The sequence below is a fragment of the Flavisolibacter ginsengiterrae DSM 18136 genome (assembly GCF_059568575.1).
Genome location: NZ_JCANTR010000002.1, coordinates 203,974 through 220,524, shown reverse-complemented (window position 1 = coordinate 220,524; position 16,551 = coordinate 203,974). Strand labels below are relative to the sequence as shown.

Annotated in this window: 13 protein-coding genes; 11 read left to right on the top strand and 2 right to left on the bottom strand. The window is 40.7% G+C overall.

The window, feature by feature from the left end; all coding sequences use genetic code 11:
• Position 1: 1 nt before the first annotated feature.
• The 11 genes from BP74_RS02845 (at position 2) to BP74_RS02795 (ending at position 15,698) form a co-directional block, all read left to right on the top strand.
• Positions 2-2,362 carry an ABC transporter permease gene (locus tag BP74_RS02845; protein ID WP_496370871.1) on the top strand — a complete coding sequence of 787 codons (2,361 nt, stop codon included), beginning with the start codon at positions 2-4 and terminating at the stop codon, positions 2,360-2,362.
• A 73-nt stretch (positions 2,363-2,435) separates the two neighbouring features.
• Positions 2,436-4,790 carry an ABC transporter permease gene (locus BP74_RS02840; protein ID WP_496370869.1) on the top strand — a complete coding sequence of 785 codons (2,355 nt, stop codon included), beginning with the start codon at positions 2,436-2,438 and terminating at the stop codon, positions 4,788-4,790.
• 71 nt (positions 4,791-4,861) lie between these two features.
• Positions 4,862-7,282, top strand: a complete 2,421-nt coding sequence (locus BP74_RS02835) for an ABC transporter permease (RefSeq protein ID WP_496370867.1) — start codon at positions 4,862-4,864, stop codon at positions 7,280-7,282.
• 5 nt (positions 7,283-7,287) lie between these two features.
• The gene (locus tag BP74_RS02830) at positions 7,288-9,681 is read left to right on the top strand and encodes an ABC transporter permease (protein ID WP_496370865.1); all 2,394 of its coding nucleotides are present in this window, start codon (positions 7,288-7,290) and stop codon (positions 9,679-9,681) included.
• Positions 9,682-9,921: 240 nt separating this feature from the next.
• Complete coding sequence (locus BP74_RS02825; RefSeq protein ID WP_496370863.1) at positions 9,922-10,614, top strand: ABC transporter ATP-binding protein; 693 nt, start codon at positions 9,922-9,924, stop codon at positions 10,612-10,614.
• 3 nt (positions 10,615-10,617) lie between these two features.
• Positions 10,618-11,940: a TolC family protein gene (locus tag BP74_RS02820; protein WP_496370861.1), complete on the top strand. Its 1,323-nt coding sequence runs from the start codon at positions 10,618-10,620 to the stop codon at positions 11,938-11,940.
• A 247-nt stretch (positions 11,941-12,187) separates the two neighbouring features.
• Positions 12,188-13,096, top strand: a complete 909-nt coding sequence (locus tag BP74_RS02815; RefSeq protein WP_496370859.1) for a hypothetical protein — start codon at positions 12,188-12,190, stop codon at positions 13,094-13,096.
• A gap of 68 nt (positions 13,097-13,164) precedes the next feature.
• The gene (locus tag BP74_RS02810; RefSeq protein WP_496370857.1) at positions 13,165-13,617 is read left to right on the top strand and encodes a hypothetical protein; all 453 of its coding nucleotides are present in this window, start codon (positions 13,165-13,167) and stop codon (positions 13,615-13,617) included.
• Between the two features lie 59 nt (positions 13,618-13,676).
• A complete protein-coding gene (locus BP74_RS02805; RefSeq protein ID WP_496370855.1) occupies positions 13,677-14,225 on the top strand; it encodes an RNA polymerase sigma factor in 549 nt (182 codons plus the stop codon).
• Positions 14,162-14,815 (top strand): hypothetical protein, encoded by a 654-nt coding sequence (locus tag BP74_RS02800; protein WP_496370853.1) that lies wholly within the window; start codon positions 14,162-14,164, stop codon positions 14,813-14,815. The genes BP74_RS02805 and BP74_RS02800 overlap by 64 nt, the downstream gene beginning before the upstream one ends.
• 697 nt (positions 14,816-15,512) lie before the next feature.
• On the top strand, positions 15,513-15,698 hold the full coding sequence (locus BP74_RS02795) for a hypothetical protein (protein ID WP_496370851.1): 186 nt from the start codon (positions 15,513-15,515) through the stop codon (positions 15,696-15,698).
• Between the two features lie 261 nt (positions 15,699-15,959).
• Here BP74_RS02795 and BP74_RS02790 read toward each other — a convergent pair whose 3' ends face one another.
• Together BP74_RS02790 and BP74_RS02785 are read right to left on the bottom strand one after the other, a co-directional pair.
• The gene (locus BP74_RS02790) at positions 15,960-16,277 is read right to left on the bottom strand and encodes a Dabb family protein (RefSeq protein WP_496370849.1); all 318 of its coding nucleotides are present in this window, start codon (positions 16,275-16,277) and stop codon (positions 15,960-15,962) included.
• An 18-nt stretch (positions 16,278-16,295) separates the two neighbouring features.
• Positions 16,296-16,463, bottom strand: a complete 168-nt coding sequence (locus BP74_RS02785; protein ID WP_496370847.1) for a hypothetical protein — start codon at positions 16,461-16,463, stop codon at positions 16,296-16,298.
• Positions 16,464-16,551: the final 88 nt, after the last annotated feature.

Below are 16,551 nucleotides of genomic sequence, written 5' to 3'. Positions count from 1 at the left end.
TATGCTTAAAAGTTATCTCAAAATTGCCTTTCGCAACCTGCTTCGGAATAAGGCTTTCTCCATTATCAATATTTCTGGTCTTGCCATTGGCATGGCCAGTGCTATTTTGATCCTGTTATGGATACAGAATGAAGTAAGCTTTGAACAGTTTCATGAAAAGAAGGACCGTATATATGAAGCCTGGAATAAGGCTCATTTCAGTGGCAAGCTACAGGCATGGAATACCACACCTAAAATATTGGCGCGCACATTAGAGCAGGACTATCCTGAGGTAGAGCAGGCGGTGCGTGTGTATTGGGATCATGTATACCTTTTCAGCGTAGGCGATAAGCGGTTGACTGTAAGTGGCAATATGGTCGATTCCAATTTTCTCCAGGTATTTAGCTTTCCGTTGATCAAGGGCAATGCAAAAACAGCATTGATGGATATGCACTCCATAGTGATCACAGAAAAACTGGCAAAAAAACTTTATGGTGACGAAGATCCAATCGGTAAGGTCCTTAAGCTGGATAACAAGGATAATTTCCAGGTAACAGGTTTGCTTAAAGATCTGCCCAATAATACCCGTTTCAAGTTTGAATACTTATTGCCCTGGTCCTATTTACGGTATGTGGGTGAAGATGATGCCAATTGGGGCAACAATTCTACGCGCACCTATGTAATGTTGAAGCCAAAGGCTTCTGTGGTTGCATTGAATGCAAAATTGAAAACAATCCGCCAGCGCTATGCAGACAGTGATAAGGAAGGTGAAATGTTCGTGTATCCCATGAGTCGCTGGCGTCTGTATTCCAGCTTTAAGGAAGGTGTGGAGGATGGTGGTCGTATTGAATTTGTCAGGCTGTTTGGAATTATTGCTGTATTCATATTACTGATCGCCTGCATCAATTTTATGAACCTTAGTACCGCACGCAGTGAAAAACGCGCAAAGGAAGTGGGTATCCGCAAGGTTGTGGGTGCGCCAAAAGGAGCTCTGGTGAGCCAGTTCATTGGAGAATCTGTTCTGCTTGCATTCATCGCGGGTATATTGGCCGTTCTTATTGTACAAGTAAGTCTGCCGGCCTTCAACAGGCTTACGGATAAAGAATTATTTATTGATTATAGTAATTACCGGAACTGGGTATTTGCCATTGGCTTTATAGTGTTGACAGGTGTGATTGCCGGAAGTTATCCTGCATTTTTTCTTTCTTCATTCCAACCAGTAAAAGTTTTAAAAGGGGTATTCAGGTCCAGTAAAGCGCTGATAGCTCCACGCAAAATATTGGTTGTTCTACAGTTTTCTTTTGCCATTATCCTCATCATAGGCACCCTGGTAGTCAAACACCAGATCAGTTATGCCAGGGAAAGAGAAGCGGGGTATGATAAAAGAAATTTGATCTACCATTCGCTTTCAGGTGATCTTGATAAGAATTACGAGCTTGTAAAAAATGAATTACTGGAAGCTGGTGTTGCCACTTCTGTAAGCAAGACCAACGCACCCGTAACCCAGGGTTGGAGCGATAGCTGGGATTTTCAATGGGCTGGAAAAGATCCTAATGATAAAACAGATTTCGACAGGTTTTCTGCTGACCAGGATATTGTCAAAACTGCAGGTTTTCAATTGGTAAAGGGCCGTGATTTCAACCTCAAGCAATTCCCAACCGATTCCACTGCTGTATTGTTAAATGAATCTGCCGTTAAAGCCATGAATTTTAAGGATCCTGTTGGACAGATCATTGAAGATATCGGGATAAAATGGCATGTGGTGGGCGTTATTAAAGACTTTATCCTGCAATCACCATATTATCCATTAAAACCTATGGTCATAGAAGGAGCCAGGGGATGGTTTAATGTAATGCATATCAAGTTAAACCCGGCAAGATCCACCGAATCAAATCTTAAAATTGCGGAAGGAATATTTAAAAAATATAATCCAGAATATCCTTTTGAATATAAGTTTATAGATGAAGAATATGCCAGGAAGTTTGATGATGAGAAAAGGACCGGCATACTTACCGCATTGTTTGCCGGGTTGACCATTTTCATTTCCTGCCTGGGGCTATTTGGATTAGCTGCCTATATGGCCCAGAACCGCATCAAGGAAATTGGTGTACGCAAAGTATTGGGTGCATCAGTAACCAGTATTACCACCTTGCTTTCAAAAGATTTTTTAAAACTGGTCATTATTGCTCTGCTGATCGCTTCACCAATTGCAGGTTTCACCATGTATAAATGGTTGCAGAATTATCCCTACAGGGTGAACCTGGAATGGTGGGTATTTGCCGTTGCTGGTATGAGTGCCATTTCCATTGCCATTCTAACTGTGAGTTTCCAGGCCATTAAGGCGGCTATGGCTAACCCCGTAAAAAACTTGCGTACAGAATAAACAATAAGCAAACACTCGTATAGCAACCGTTATCTAGAAAAGTAAGAATTACATACCAGGTAAATCAGAAGATATGTTCAAAAGTTACGTAAAACTTGCATGGAGAAACATTTGGAGAAATAAGGCATTTTCCATCACTAACCTCTCAGGTCTTACAATCGGTATGACCTGTACCATGCTAATACTGTTATGGGTACAGGATGAAATGAACTGGGATAAGTTTCACCCTGACCACAAGCATATTTACCAGTTAATGGTGAACAGGGATTTTAACGGGGAAGTAAATACTGACAAGTCTGTACCATTTCCTTTAGCCGGCGAACTGAAAAGAAACTTTCCACAGGTAAAAAATGCAACTACAGATAATTATGGCAGTGATATCATTTTAAAATACAATGAAACGATCATTAAAAGAAGGGCATTGAATGTTTCGCAGGAATACAATGATGTGTTTCAATGGAAGGTTGTGAAAGGTTCAGCTGTCAGGGCCCTTGCCAACCCCGAGGATATTATTTTGACTGCTTCAACTGCCAGGGCTTTATTTGGAGATGCTGATCCGCTGGGAAAAGTAGTCCGTATTGATAATCATTCCGATCATACCGTAAGTGCTGTAGTGGAGGATGTGCCGTCCAATTCCTCCATCCAGTTCAATGCACTCTTGCCTTTTAATCCCTACAGTGATTTTGTGAAACAGGCCAGTACCGATTGGGTTAATTGTTTTAGTGAAACTTTCATTCGGTTACAGCCGGGAACCAATGTTGCTGCCTTGAACAAACAGATATCTGATTTAGCCAACAGCCGGGGAGAGAAAAAGAACTTTGTCTATTTTCTTCATCCTATGGATAAATGGAGATTGTACAGCGATTTTAAAAATGGCATTAATACGGGAGGTATGATATCCTATGTCAAATTATTTACCATTATTGCCATAATCATTCTATTGATCGCCTGTGTCAATTTCATGAATCTCAGTACAGCAAAATCTGAAAAAAGGGCTAGAGAGGTAGGTATTCGTAAAACACTTGGATCGGAGAGAAGGCAATTGCTTTTACAGTTTTACAGTGAGTCTATGATATTTTCATTTATTGCCTTCCTGTTTTCTGTGATTGCAGTATGGATACTGTTGCCATTGTTTAACAGCATGATCAATAAACAATTGCATCTTAATATTTTGGATCCATTGTTTCTTTTGGTTGCTTTTATTCTAATAGTAATTACAGGCCTTGTCGCAGGGAGTTATCCTGCCCTTTACCTGTCTTCATTTAATCCTGTTAAAGTGTTGAAGGGAACATTTCTTGCAGGAAAAAATGCAGCCATTCCCCGCAAAGTATTGGTCGTGCTGCAGTTCAGCATTTCCGTTTTACTGATATCATCCACTATCCTTGTGTACCAGCAGATTCAGCATGTAAAAGGAAGGGATCTTGGATACAATCCCAATAATCTTATTTCCATTCCTTCATCTGATGATGCCAATAGAAATGCAGAAGTGATTAAGAATGAATTGCCCCAGACAGGGTTGGTATCTGCTGTTACCCGCACCTCTTCTCCAATAACTGATATATGGAATTATACGCCTGCACCTAACTGGAAAGGAAAGCCACAGAACGAGGACCTGATCATGAGCGCTATGCGCAGTGATATTGATTTTGGGAAAACTGTAAGTGCCAGGATGATAAAGGGGCGGGACTTTATGAATACGCCGGGAGATTCATCAGTGATGTTATTGAATAAAGAAGCAGTATCGCTCATGCAGTTAAAAGACCCGATTGGTATGGAAATGCAATATGGAAACAGGAATTATACGGTTGTGGGAGTTACAGATAATATAGTCATGACATCTCCCTATGCACCTGTAAAGCCCATGATGGTGTTGCTGGAAAGAAAAGGCTCCGCATTTTTTCTGGTTCGGTTAAAAGATGGTGTGCAGCCACAACAGGCGCTTACCCATATAGAAACCATCTTTAAAAAATACAATCCACAATATCCTTTTGATTTCAGTTTCGTCGACCAGCAGTTCAACCAGAAGTTTGTAACCGAAGACCTGATTGGAAAACTAACCAATTTGTTTGCCGGCCTGGCCATATTTATATGTTGCCTGGGGCTCTCCGGTCTCACAGCCTTCACCATTGAAAAGAGATTTAAGGAAATTGGCATCCGCAAGGTGCTTGGTGCATCCATTCGCCAATTATTGTTTTTGATATCTAAAGAATTTTTGTACCTGGTTTTACTGGCAGCCCTGATCAGCATACCGGTTACCTGGTGGTTATTGCACAATTGGCTGGAAGGTTATGAATACAGGGTCACGATCAGCATTTGGTTATTTGCCGGTAGCTGTGCAGGTGTATTGCTTTTAACCATGGTGATCGTTTGGCTTAATTCATTGAGGGCAGCTTTAGCGAACCCTGTGAATAGTTTACGATCTGAATAAGACAATACATAATCTGAAACCTAGGGAAAGCTTTTATGGCATGAGGATTAGATAACCAATAAATCTTTTTTATGCTCAGGAATTATCTTAAAGTTGCGTTACGCAACCTCTGGAAAAACAAAAGCTTCTCAGCGATTAACATCTTTGGCCTGGCCATTGGTTTAGCTACCTGTCTGCTAATCGTATTATATGTAGTTGATGAACTGAGTTACGATACTTACAATGATAAGGGTGAACGAATTTACAGGGTAAATACGGATATCCGGTTTGGTGGGGGAGATCTTCACCTGACTGTTGCCAGCGACCCGATGGGTCCTACATTAAAAAGAGATTACCCGCAGGTAGAGGAATACACACGTATGTATGCATCCAGCGGATCAAAACTAATCAGGAAAGGTGGACAGTTTATTGATGAACCTAATGTAGCACATGTTGATTCAACCTTTTTCAATGTATTTACACTGCCGGCTATTGAAGGAAATACCAGGACTGCACTAAATGAACCCAATACAGTCGTTATTTCTGCTTCCACTGCCAAAAAATACTTTGGTACCACGCATGCTTTGAACAAGATTGTTGAAGCGGATAAAATACCCTATAAGGTAACAGCTGTTATCAAGGACATACCAAAGAACTCGCACTTCCATTTTGATTTTATGTTCAGTATGGATAATGCAGATTATAAATGGGGCAACTTCCTGAGCAATAATTTTCAAACCTATATTGTTTTAAAGGAAGGGACTGATTACAAAGCCTTTGAAAAGAATTTTAAAACGGTAGTAGCCAAATACCTGGTGCCGCAGGCAAAACAATTCATGCAGATCAACAGCATGGAAGAATTTGAAAAGGCAGGTAATAAGCTGGAGTACAGCCTCATGCCGCTGAAAGATATTCACCTGCGTTCAGACAGGTTTCCCGAATTGTCAGTAAACGGCAATATCCAGTATGTGTATGTTTTTAGCGCCGTTGCCTTTTTTGTACTCCTGATTGCCTGCATCAATTTTATGAACCTTTCCACAGCCCGTTCAGCCAATCGTGCCAAAGAGGTGGGCATACGAAAGGTCCTTGGCACTGAAAGAAAGACACTGGTTTACCAGTTCCTGATCGAGTCATTTCTCACTGTTGTTATAGCACTCCTGCTGGCAATAGGTATTGCATTCCTTGTATTGCCCTTGTTCAACGATGTGGCAGCAAAAACGCTTTCTATCAAAGAGTTACTGGGTAAAAGAATTCTACCTTTTTTAATTATACTACCATTCATAGTTGGATTGCTGGCTGGTACTTACCCCGCGTTATTCTTATCCCGGTTTAAACCCATTGTTGTCCTCAAAGGCTCGGCAAGTTCAGGGTTTAAAAAAAGCAGTTTGAGAAGTGCCCTTGTCGTTTTTCAATTTGCTACATCCATTATCCTGATTATTGGCACTATCATCGTTTACCGGCAGTTAAATTATATTCAGAATAAAAAGTTGGGATTTAATAAAGAGCAGGTTCTGATCGTCAACGGAACAGGAGCCCTGGGTAATAATGTACGGTCATTCAAAAATGAAGTACTGAATATGCAGGGAGTGAGCAGTGGAACTATCAGTGGTTTTCTGCCAGTGTCCAATTCCTCCAGGAATGACAATTCGCTTTCTAAAACACCTGTAATAGATGCCAAAAACGGAATCAATATGCAGCGATGGGCCGTAGACTATGATTATCTAAGGACGATGGGTATGCATATGGTGCGGGGCAGGAACTTTTCTCCTGATTACGGTTCTGATTCCTCTGCCATTATCATCAATGAAACTGCAGCCAGATTGATTGGATACGATAATCCGGTAGGTAAAAAGATATATAGCTATAATGATGAAAATAAACCAATAGCTTACGAGATCATAGGAGTGGTTCAAAATTTTAATTATGAATCATTGCGCCAATCCATAGGTCCGTTGTACATGGTTTTAGGAAATTCGCCCTGGCTGACATCCTTTAAAGTGCAAACAGCCAATATTACAGCGTTGGTTAGCCAGGTGGAGACAGCATGGAAGTTAATGGCGCCGGGAATGCCTTTCAGTTACAGGTTTTTAGATGATTCTTTTGATGAAATGTATAGGGGAGAAGAAAGGGTGGGAAAAGTGGCCATTACATTTGCCATACTGGCCATACTTATTGCCTGTCTTGGTTTGTTTGGCCTGGTTACTTATGCTGCTGAACAGCGTATCAAGGAGATTGGTATCAGGAAGGTATTAGGCGCATCGATCGGTAATATTGTGGGACTGCTATCCAAAGATTTTATGTTACTGGTAGGATTATCTGCCTGTATTGCCTTCCCCTTAGCCTGGTGGGCCATGCATAAGTGGCTGGAAGATTTTGCCTTTAGAACCAATATTTCCTGGTGGATGTTCATGGTAGCTGCCTGTATTGCCATATTGATTGCATTGGTCACCATTAGTTTCCAGGCTATAAAGGCTGCTATGGCCAACCCGGTAAAAAATTTAAGAACTGAATAAAGAATATGATCGCTAATTATATCAGGATCGCGTGGAGAAATTATACCAGGAACTGGTTTTATCCTTTATTGAATATTGCCGGTTTATCCATAGGCCTTGCTTTTACTTTTTTGATCGGGGCATTTGCCTGGAAGGAAACCAGGGTAAATAAGGACCTGGCAGATTACAGGAACCAATATATTATACAAAGCAAATGGGCAAACCCTGATATGGGATTGGAGATTACTTCTGTTGGTCCGATGGCTAAAGCCCTTAACGAGCAATACCCTGATCTTGTAGCCAATTATTACCGTTGGGATGGGGTAACTACTAATGTATCCAAAGGTGATAAGGTATTCAGGGAGGGGTTGCAAATAGGGGACAGCACATTTCTTGGAATGTTCGGGTTTCATTTGCTATACGGAGATAAGACCTCAGCCCTCAAACAACCATATACTGTTGTGATCAGGGAGGACAAAGCACTTAAATACTTCGGTAAAAAAGACGTAGTGGGTCAAACACTCAGCTTACAAAGTTTTACAGGAACCAGTCATGAGTTTCTGATTACAGGCGTTTTGCAGGCGCCGGAAGAAAATTCTGTGACCTTTCTGAACAAGGAAAATGATAATGGGTTCTTTGTGTCTGATGCGAGTATAAGTTTTTTCGGCAGGAACCTTGAAGACTGGAACAATCCATACATCGTTGATTACATTCAATTAAGGGAAGGCGTTTCCCCGGAAGCTTTACAAAAACCCATGCAACAGTTGCTGACAAAGAACGCCTCGGTATTGATCGCTAAAGATATGCAACCCTGGCTGGCACCACTGCATAACTATTATTTGGAAAAAGACAATGGTTCGGTAAAGAAGATGTTATATACCATTTCATTTATTGCAGTGTTTTTGCTGGCAATGGCCGTTATCAATTTTATTACACTTTCCATTAGTCGTTCTTCAACCCGCATTAGGGAGATCGGTGTTAGGAAAGTAATGGGTGGTACCCGCAAACAATTGATCGTTCAATTCCTTGTGGAATCTTTTATTATGGTATTGCTTTCAGCCATGATCGCAATAGTCATTTATTCATTAGCACGACCTTTCATTTCAGGTATCCTTTTAAAACAGGTGCCCACGCTCAGCCAGCTACCAGTTTCATTTGGAATTGCCGCGATGATGTTGGTATTTCTGGTAGCCTTCCTGGCAGGTATTTATCCTTCCCTGGTATTATCCGCATTTAAGGCGGTTGATTCTCTCAAAGGAAAATTGCAGGTAAAAGAAAAAACATATTTGAGAACAGGCTTATTGGGATTTCAATTTTTTACAGCCTCACTTGTATTGGCAGGAACCCTGATAGTTACCGGCCAGGTAGCTTATTTTTTTAACAGGGATCTTGGTTATGATAAATCATTCGTGGTTTCAGCACAGGTGCCAAGGGATTGGAGCAGGGCAGGTGCCAGCCATATGCAGGCTATATCCAGGGAATTTGCTTCCTTGCCACAGGTAAGTCATGCAAGCCTCTCCTGGCAGATACCCAATGGATGGGATAATGGTTTCCTCCCTGTTTATAAGGAAGGAAAAGACTCTTCTGAGGCTGTCAATACAGAGCAAATGGAAGCGGATGAAAATTATTGCGCCACCTATGGAATACCCCTAATTACAGGAAGGAATTTCAGTGATAACAGGGATACGCTTAACCTGTTGATCAACGAATCGGCCGTTAAAGCTTTCGGATGGAAAGAGCCTGCCAAAGCTATTGGCAAAAGAGTATTCTTTCCGGGCAATTTTCCAATGAATATTATTGGAGTGGTCAAAGATTTTCATTCAGCATCTATGAAGGAAAAGATACAGCCAACAGTTATTTCGCACGTTTCGCTTAATAACCGGTATCGCTTCCTGTCTTTTAAATTGAAGCCGGGAAATGTAGCTTCTTCTATAGATGCACTACGCAAAAAATGGTCAGTCTTGCTTCCTGGTTCAGCATTCGAGTACGGTTTTATAGATGATACCCTGGCAAGGCTTTACCAGTCAGAAATACGTTTGAAGAAAGCATCACAATTGGCAACCATGCTGGCCCTGGTCATTGTTGTACTTGGCGTTACAGGACTTGTTTCCTTAAGTGTTCAAAAAAGAACAAAGGAGATAGGAATTCGTAAAGTATTGGGCGCCACCATTCCTTCTATTTGTTACCTGTTTATGAAAGATTTTTTGCCCATAATGATTATAGCTGGTATCATTTCCATTCCTGTTGCCTGGAACATTATGCAGGGGTGGCTGAATAGTTATGCCTACAGGATACCCATTACACTTTTGCCATTTATATATTCCTTATTGTTTTTGTCCTTATTGACCTTAGTGCTTATCTCAGTCCAGGCAGCAAGGACAGCCCTGGCCAACCCAACCAAAAATTTAAGAACAGAATAGTAAGCTGGATGCTTTATTCAACTATACAAAAATGAACAACCACTGTATCAAAAACGTACACTTGATCTTTCCGGGAAACCATAAACTATTGTATTTCAGTAGCCAAAAAAACTGGTACGGCTTTGATGCAAATGCAGGTATTAGTTTAAGTTTCCAGGCTGGGTCCCTTTTCGATCAGGCCATTCCCATATATGCCCTAAATACATTAAACCGAAATTCAATAATTATTAATACCTCATTATGATTCAACTTCAGCATATATCAAAATGGTACAATGTAGGAGGAAAGCCCACATTCATCCTGAAAGACATTAACATCAAGATTACGGAAGGAGAATTTGTTTCGATTATGGGTCCTTCAGGTTCAGGTAAAACAACCCTATTAAATATCATAGGTATGCTTGACCTTCCATCAGAGGGCTCTTACCAGTTTTTTGACCAGTCAGTATACGACCTGAGAGAAAAACACAGAACGGAATTGTATAAAAAGAACATTGGTTTCATCTTCCAGGCTTATCACCTTATTGATGAATTGACTGTTTATGAAAATATTGAAACTCCTCTTTTGTACCAGGATGTAAAGTCGTCTGAAAGGAAAGCTATGGTCTCAGACATGCTGGACAAGTTTAATATAGTTGGCAAAAAAGATCTTTTTCCTTCACAACTTTCCGGTGGCCAGCAACAACTGGTTGGTATTGTAAGAGCGCTGATCGCCAAGCCTAAATTGCTGCTGGCGGATGAACCTACAGGAAATCTTAATTCAAAACAGGGCGAGGAGATCATGGATCTCTTTCAAAAAATAAATGAAGAAGAAGGTGTTACCATTGTGCAGGTAACACATTCAGAAAAAAATGCCGACTATGGCCATCGTATCATCAACCTGCTTGATGGACGCGTAGAATCAATTGCAGAAAAACCTCTAAAACAAGTTTAAACAATGAACCGTGTATTGATCTTATTATTTTTATTGGTAGCTGCCCAGGGCCATGCCCAGACCTATACCCTTGACCAGGCCATTGATACAGCCCTTTCTTCCAATATACCTGTTAAACAGGGTGGCTTGTTGGTTCAAAATTCGAAAGTGTACCTGAACCAGGCTATGTTAAATCGTTTGCCCTACCTGACAGCTGATGTTAGTCATGGAATATATAATGGAAGAAGTATAGATCCTTCCTCCAATGGTTATGTAAACCAAAACCTCAATTCCGCCAATTACCAGTTGAACAGTGGCTTTGTGTTATTCAATGGCGGAAGCATTCAAAGTACTGTCAAACAAAATGAGGCGGCTTATGAATCCAGCAAATTGACCTGGCAACAAGCCAAGGATAACCTGGTACTGAATGTCATCCTGGCTTACCTGCAGGTACTTAATAATGAAGACCTGGTTGCCTCGGCAACCAACCAGGCTGGCGTTAGCCAAAAACAATTGGAAAGACTGGATGTTTTAAATAAACAGGGTGCAATAAAACCTTCAGAGTTTTCAGACCTGAAAGGACAACTCATGAACGACCAATTGGCGATTGTTTCGGCAAAAACTGCTTTGGAAGAATCCAAGCTTACCCTGGCCCAGCTAATGAACAAGCAATACGATAAGAATATGAAGCTGGAACGGATAGATGTAAGCGAATTCCTGGCAAATTATACTGCTTCACCACAGGAAGTGTATCAAAGTGCATTGGAGCAATTCCCGCTGGTTAAATCCGTTGAACTGCAAACAAAAAGCTATGCCTATGGATCAAAAGCTGCAAGGGGTGCTTTATTTCCAACAGTATCAATCGGTGGAGGTCTCAATACCAACTATTCCAGTATTGCTCAAAATGCGGCTGGAAAGATCTCCTATAACAACCAGTTAAAGAACAATGTTTCCACATCAGTGGGGCTTGGAATCAGTATCCCGATCTTCAACAGGTTACAACAGCGCAACCGCGTTAAGTTGGCAGATATACAATTAAAGAACAGTGAGCTGGAAGAAGAAAGAACAAAGACTTTGCTGCAGCAACAGATCGACCAGGCATACCTAAATATGACAAATGCATATGACCGTTATAAGGTTCTGCTGGAACAGGTAGCAGCCTATACGGAATCTTTTAAAGCGGCAGAAGTACGTTACAATTCAGGTGTTGGCACTTCTATAGATTATCTAACGGCCAAGGACAGGCTTGACAGGGCTAATATAAATCTGATCATAGCTAAATATGATTTTGTATTAAGAAAGAAAGTGCTGGATTATTATTCCAACCCCTCAACTTTAAGGCAATAATAAGCGAAAGGAAGAATAGGTCTAAGGCTGCAATCATTTGCAGCCTTTTATTCTCATGAAATATATTCAGTAATGGTTTTTTTCATTTCATTCTTTGATAATGCGTTTTCGTGCACTATGCAAAGTATTCATTCATGACCTGTTGCAATTTTATGCTTTGAGGAAGGATCTGTAAAAGTTTTGTTAATGCAATCATTCCTACCCAACGGTTTTGTGAGCCACAGGGGTATTCCTATAAATGATCACCATGAAAAAAAATTTTACCACCAATGAAGCAATAGTAAAAACCAGTTCAGTTTCTACATACAGGTATACAGCACCACTAAGCCTGCTGATAATTTTGTTTTCCTGCACAACGGCCAAACTTTCAGTGCCTGAAAAATTCAGTACACAGGCTACCAGGATGCATGTAAAAGGCATTAATGGATGGCAGGTTGGACATAAATTAACTTTCGGTGCTTTTGCCACTTCTACCATCAAAAGAGGATGGGATTTTACTTCATCATTACAATACACCAAATTCCGGATTCGTCCTGAAGAAGCTGTACTAAAAGTTTTTGATATCTCAACGGATAACAACATTAATAAACAGCGCAGCAAATTCCAGTATAGCATCACTGACGGCGATAACCTGGCGGAAATATTTGCCACCGAAAAATTTAGCGAAAAGCAACTGGTATATAAAAGCAACAATCCCTGGATAGGCAATGCATCCAGGACAAAGAAATACGAATATTCGTTTACTGCTGCCATTGTGCCGGTAGAAAGAAATGTAGAACCATGGTCGTTGGTGCTGGTTAACTCTTATGACATCAATAAGGACACCGCTCATAGAATTTTTGACAAACCTTATGTTGAAGAAGAAGGATATGCTACTGATGGAAAAGAAAATATTACCATTCGCCCATTACGCATCGAAAAGTTGACCACTAAAAATGGCAGGCAAACCAGGGTGCTTGGGGGTAAGATGTTATCAGGCTACGAACTGCAATGGGATGGTGGGGTAGTGGCCATCATTGATATACTGGACAATAATATCTGGATCTACAATGACCTGGAGCCCAAAGAAAAAATGATATTGTCTGCTATTTCCTCTGCTATACTGTTGAAAAGAATGCAGGATGTGGAGAAAGACAGGGAAAGCTTTGACCAATAAAATACTATTTCGAAATTCTTTATAAATAAACAATCAAACCATCACCCTTAACCTTAAATTTTATTCAGATGAATTACAAAGTAAAATCAATTGTAGTTGCGGCTGCCATTGGAATGATAGGCTTTAGCTCCTGTAAAAAAGATGATGTGCCTGCAAAAGCATCGATTGTAAAAAACAATCTTATGGCTCATACCTGGCAAATGGAAAAGGTCATTGAATATACATCAGGTAATTCCACCGTTTCCTACCAGCGTGGGGCAGCCGATAACCAGGAAGACTATTCCATGATCCGTCAAACGTACAAAGCAGATGGCTCCATAACCTATATTGACCAGGGCGGCGAGTCTGGCACAGATGGTATCTATGAATTGTTGAATAATGATACCAGGATCAGGATCGGATTGGCTTCCATGGGGCTTAGCGTAATAGGTAATAATCTAAAAGTGGATCATAGTTCTTTTGGCTATACCATCAACACAGCTGATGGAGATTCCACCCGATTTATTTTCAGTGTACAATAGCAAGCTACCAGGCCATCAGATTATATAGATGGTCTGGAAATTATAAAGAGCTCCCTTTCATGCAGGCCGTAGAACAGGATATCAACCAACTTATTGAAGGCTGTCTCGCGAATGACCGCAAGGCGCAGCATGGTTTATATCACCAGTTCTACGGCTTTGCCATGAAGATAGCCCTGCGTTATTCCCGTGATGAACATGACGCTGCGGATATTCTCAGCCAGGCTTTTATAAAAGTTTTTAAAAGCATCAGGGCCTTTGACCCTTCCAAAGGAACTTTTCATGCCTGGCTCAAAAGGATCGTTGTCAATGAAGGTTTGGATCATATTAAAGGGCGTTATCGCTTTAGTGAAAACATGGAACTGGAAACTGTGGCTGAGCCCTCCGTCAACAATAGTGTGCTGGCTGAAATGGGTGCAGAAGAGATCATGGATATCATTAAAAAATTACCTCCGGCTACCCATGCGGTCTTTATACTTTATGCGGTGGAGGGATATAACCACCGTGAAATCGCCCAGCAATTGGGTATCAGTGAGGGAACCTCAAAATGGCACCTGAGCGAAGCAAGAAAAACACTGCAAAAACAAATACAGTATTTGAGAACAGGATGAATCAAAAGCTTACATATGAACAAACTATAACCGGGAAACTGGAAGCCCTTCCTGTACCGGATATGGAGGCAGCCATCTGGAAGCGTATTGAATTCCAGCTAGATATTGATATGCCATCAGGGGGAGATGCAGATGCTACGCAACCTCCCCGTTTTCCAAAACCCGGGCCCTTGATGTTAGGTGCAGTGAGCATTGTTTTCTTAACCGTATTATTAGTTTACTACCTGTTTAAAGATAAAGATCATACTAACCCTACAAAATTTTCCAATCCGATAACAGCACCCACCATTGTTTCAAAACCGAATGATCGCGAGCCTCAACGACCAGTGAAAAAAGTTAAGCCATCATCTTCTGTAAATGCTGTTGCAAACCCATCAACTATACTGGTAGATTCAAATAGATTTGTGCAACCAACTGTCCTTCCACCAGACAGCAATGCGTTAATTAAGGATCGGGGTGATGTGATCATTATTCCACCTGCCGCTCCCGGGAAGGATGCTGAACACATCCCCAAAAAGAAAAAAGGAGTAAAAGGATTAACAGACGAAGACTACCGGATTGTACCAGGGAACAAGGATAGCTTACCATAAAACCAGTTCCCGGATAGTGCTACCAAAATAGACCTATTAATTCTGCAAGCTTTAATGAGACAAACAATATACCTTTTGGATCTGGTCTTGCATGTTTTGAATATTTAAATGAGTATTGCCATATTGCTGTGGCCGTATAATGAAAGATTATTCGTAAATTTACGTATAGCTCCAGTAAAAGTCCTCCCTTGTTTACGTATATACCCTAATTGGAAAATGAAGCATAAATGCCATTGACGGGCCTGGTTAAGTAGTATAGCTTTGTGGTAGAAGTTGATTGATAGTATATCAATCCATCCAGTATCCCAGGAAGACAGCCCTTAGAATGTATGATCCAGCCGGCAAAAGACCGGTACCGAAATAATCCAATATCGATCAACTTCTCCTTTTCCTTACGAAGGCTTTTACATCCATCCGTTCATTCCAAACCTATAGAAGATCCAGGCGTCCGGTATCGATTAACCAGAACATGTAACATTATCGCCTGAACATACTGTCCCCTTTGTAAAGGGGATTATTTTTTGAGGAAAACCATATTTGACCTTACAGGTTAAAGTTTTTTTAGGTTTTCATAATTAGGATACGGCTTAAACGGGCTGAGGTTTCTACCCCAGCCCTTCTTTTTGCCCTCTCACTTGCAGTTTCACATCCTTTCTTGTATTTTGCTCCCGGCTTTTAATCAAAACGTACCCCTGTTATGAAAACTGTTACCCTCCGTTTTCCATCCTTTAATGTGCTATGGGAATTCAAGCTAACGACCAACACCAGCAATTTTAAGATCAATACCATCCAGCTTACCTTAACAGCAGAATTCAATGACACGCAGATCCAATTGGCCGTTTCTGGCTTTGATGCGGTGATCGTAGAAGAGAAGGTAGCTTAATCCCTTTTGTATAATTATTGAAAATCAATAGCATACAAATTTTGTTGAATAAAATATCCCAGCGGGCTTGTATTTTTTCAACAAATGAATTATTTATGTCTCGTCAAAAAATCCAAATCCTGTTGAAGGATCTATAATCCGTCAATGGCTTAACCCTTTTGTTTCAACATGAGGTTGTTGTTTTTTGATCATTATAAAGCTCCGCACCCTATGTGGCAGGAGCTTTTTTTATTTCAATAATTCAATCTGGTGATTCCATAATTATTGATCCTTCACCGCAACATCATACACTACCACCTTTTCCCATAGCGATGAACAATCAGCAATAAATTGCTGGTGAACAGGATGTTCCTGGTAAATATGCTGGTCCTCCAGTGTGTCGAAGATCAATAACTCAGAAGCACTATAGCTGTCATCGATCACAGGTCTTTTTTCTGTTGCTGCCGGAACACCTATATAAATATCTTTAATTACTTCAATAGACCTCAAGCTTTCTAATCCTTTCAGCAATCGTTCCAGGTCTTCTTGGGATGATGGGTTTTTAAGCCAGAAAAATACATGGTGAACTACAGTGGACATAACAAACAGGAATTAAGTTTAAATATTGATATCAAGATCGTCTTCATGGTGTTTTGGCTTTTCATAATCTTCATTAAGCCTGTGCTCGAGTTCCTTCTTATCCTTCTGGTTTTTAAGTACCAGTAATACAATCAATACCAGCAGCACAATGATGACCAGGATGGTAATGGGGAGGTTGAAATGCATAACAGATATTGTTAGCTAAAGGTAGTTCATTGACATTCTTTGCTGAGTTAAGTTTTAGTTTTTCAAAATCCTGGAGAACTATGTATAT

Bases quoted from the DNA above. Each gene is read 5' to 3' on its own strand.
- BP74_RS02785 (WP_496370847.1), bottom strand. From the start codon at position 16,463: ATGCATTTCAACCTCCCCATTACCATCCTGGTCATCATTGTGCTGCTG.
- BP74_RS02845 (WP_496370871.1), top strand. From the start codon at position 2: ATGCTTAAAAGTTATCTCAAAATTGCCTTTCGCAACCTGCTTCGGAAT.
- BP74_RS02800 (WP_496370853.1), top strand. From the start codon at position 14,162: ATGGCACCTGAGCGAAGCAAGAAAAACACTGCAAAAACAAATACAGTA.
- BP74_RS02820 (WP_496370861.1), top strand. From the start codon at position 10,618: ATGAACCGTGTATTGATCTTATTATTTTTATTGGTAGCTGCCCAGGGC.
- BP74_RS02835 (WP_496370867.1), top strand. From the start codon at position 4,862: ATGCTCAGGAATTATCTTAAAGTTGCGTTACGCAACCTCTGGAAAAAC.
- BP74_RS02825 (WP_496370863.1), top strand. From the start codon at position 9,922: ATGATTCAACTTCAGCATATATCAAAATGGTACAATGTAGGAGGAAAG.
- BP74_RS02815 (WP_496370859.1), top strand. From the start codon at position 12,188: ATGAAAAAAAATTTTACCACCAATGAAGCAATAGTAAAAACCAGTTCA.
- BP74_RS02790 (WP_496370849.1), bottom strand. From the start codon at position 16,277: ATGTCCACTGTAGTTCACCATGTATTTTTCTGGCTTAAAAACCCATCA.
- BP74_RS02830 (WP_496370865.1), top strand. From the start codon at position 7,288: ATGATCGCTAATTATATCAGGATCGCGTGGAGAAATTATACCAGGAAC.
- BP74_RS02795 (WP_496370851.1), top strand. From the start codon at position 15,513: ATGAAAACTGTTACCCTCCGTTTTCCATCCTTTAATGTGCTATGGGAA.
- BP74_RS02840 (WP_496370869.1), top strand. From the start codon at position 2,436: ATGTTCAAAAGTTACGTAAAACTTGCATGGAGAAACATTTGGAGAAAT.
- BP74_RS02805 (WP_496370855.1), top strand. From the start codon at position 13,677: ATGCAGGCCGTAGAACAGGATATCAACCAACTTATTGAAGGCTGTCTC.
- BP74_RS02810 (WP_496370857.1), top strand. From the start codon at position 13,165: ATGAATTACAAAGTAAAATCAATTGTAGTTGCGGCTGCCATTGGAATG.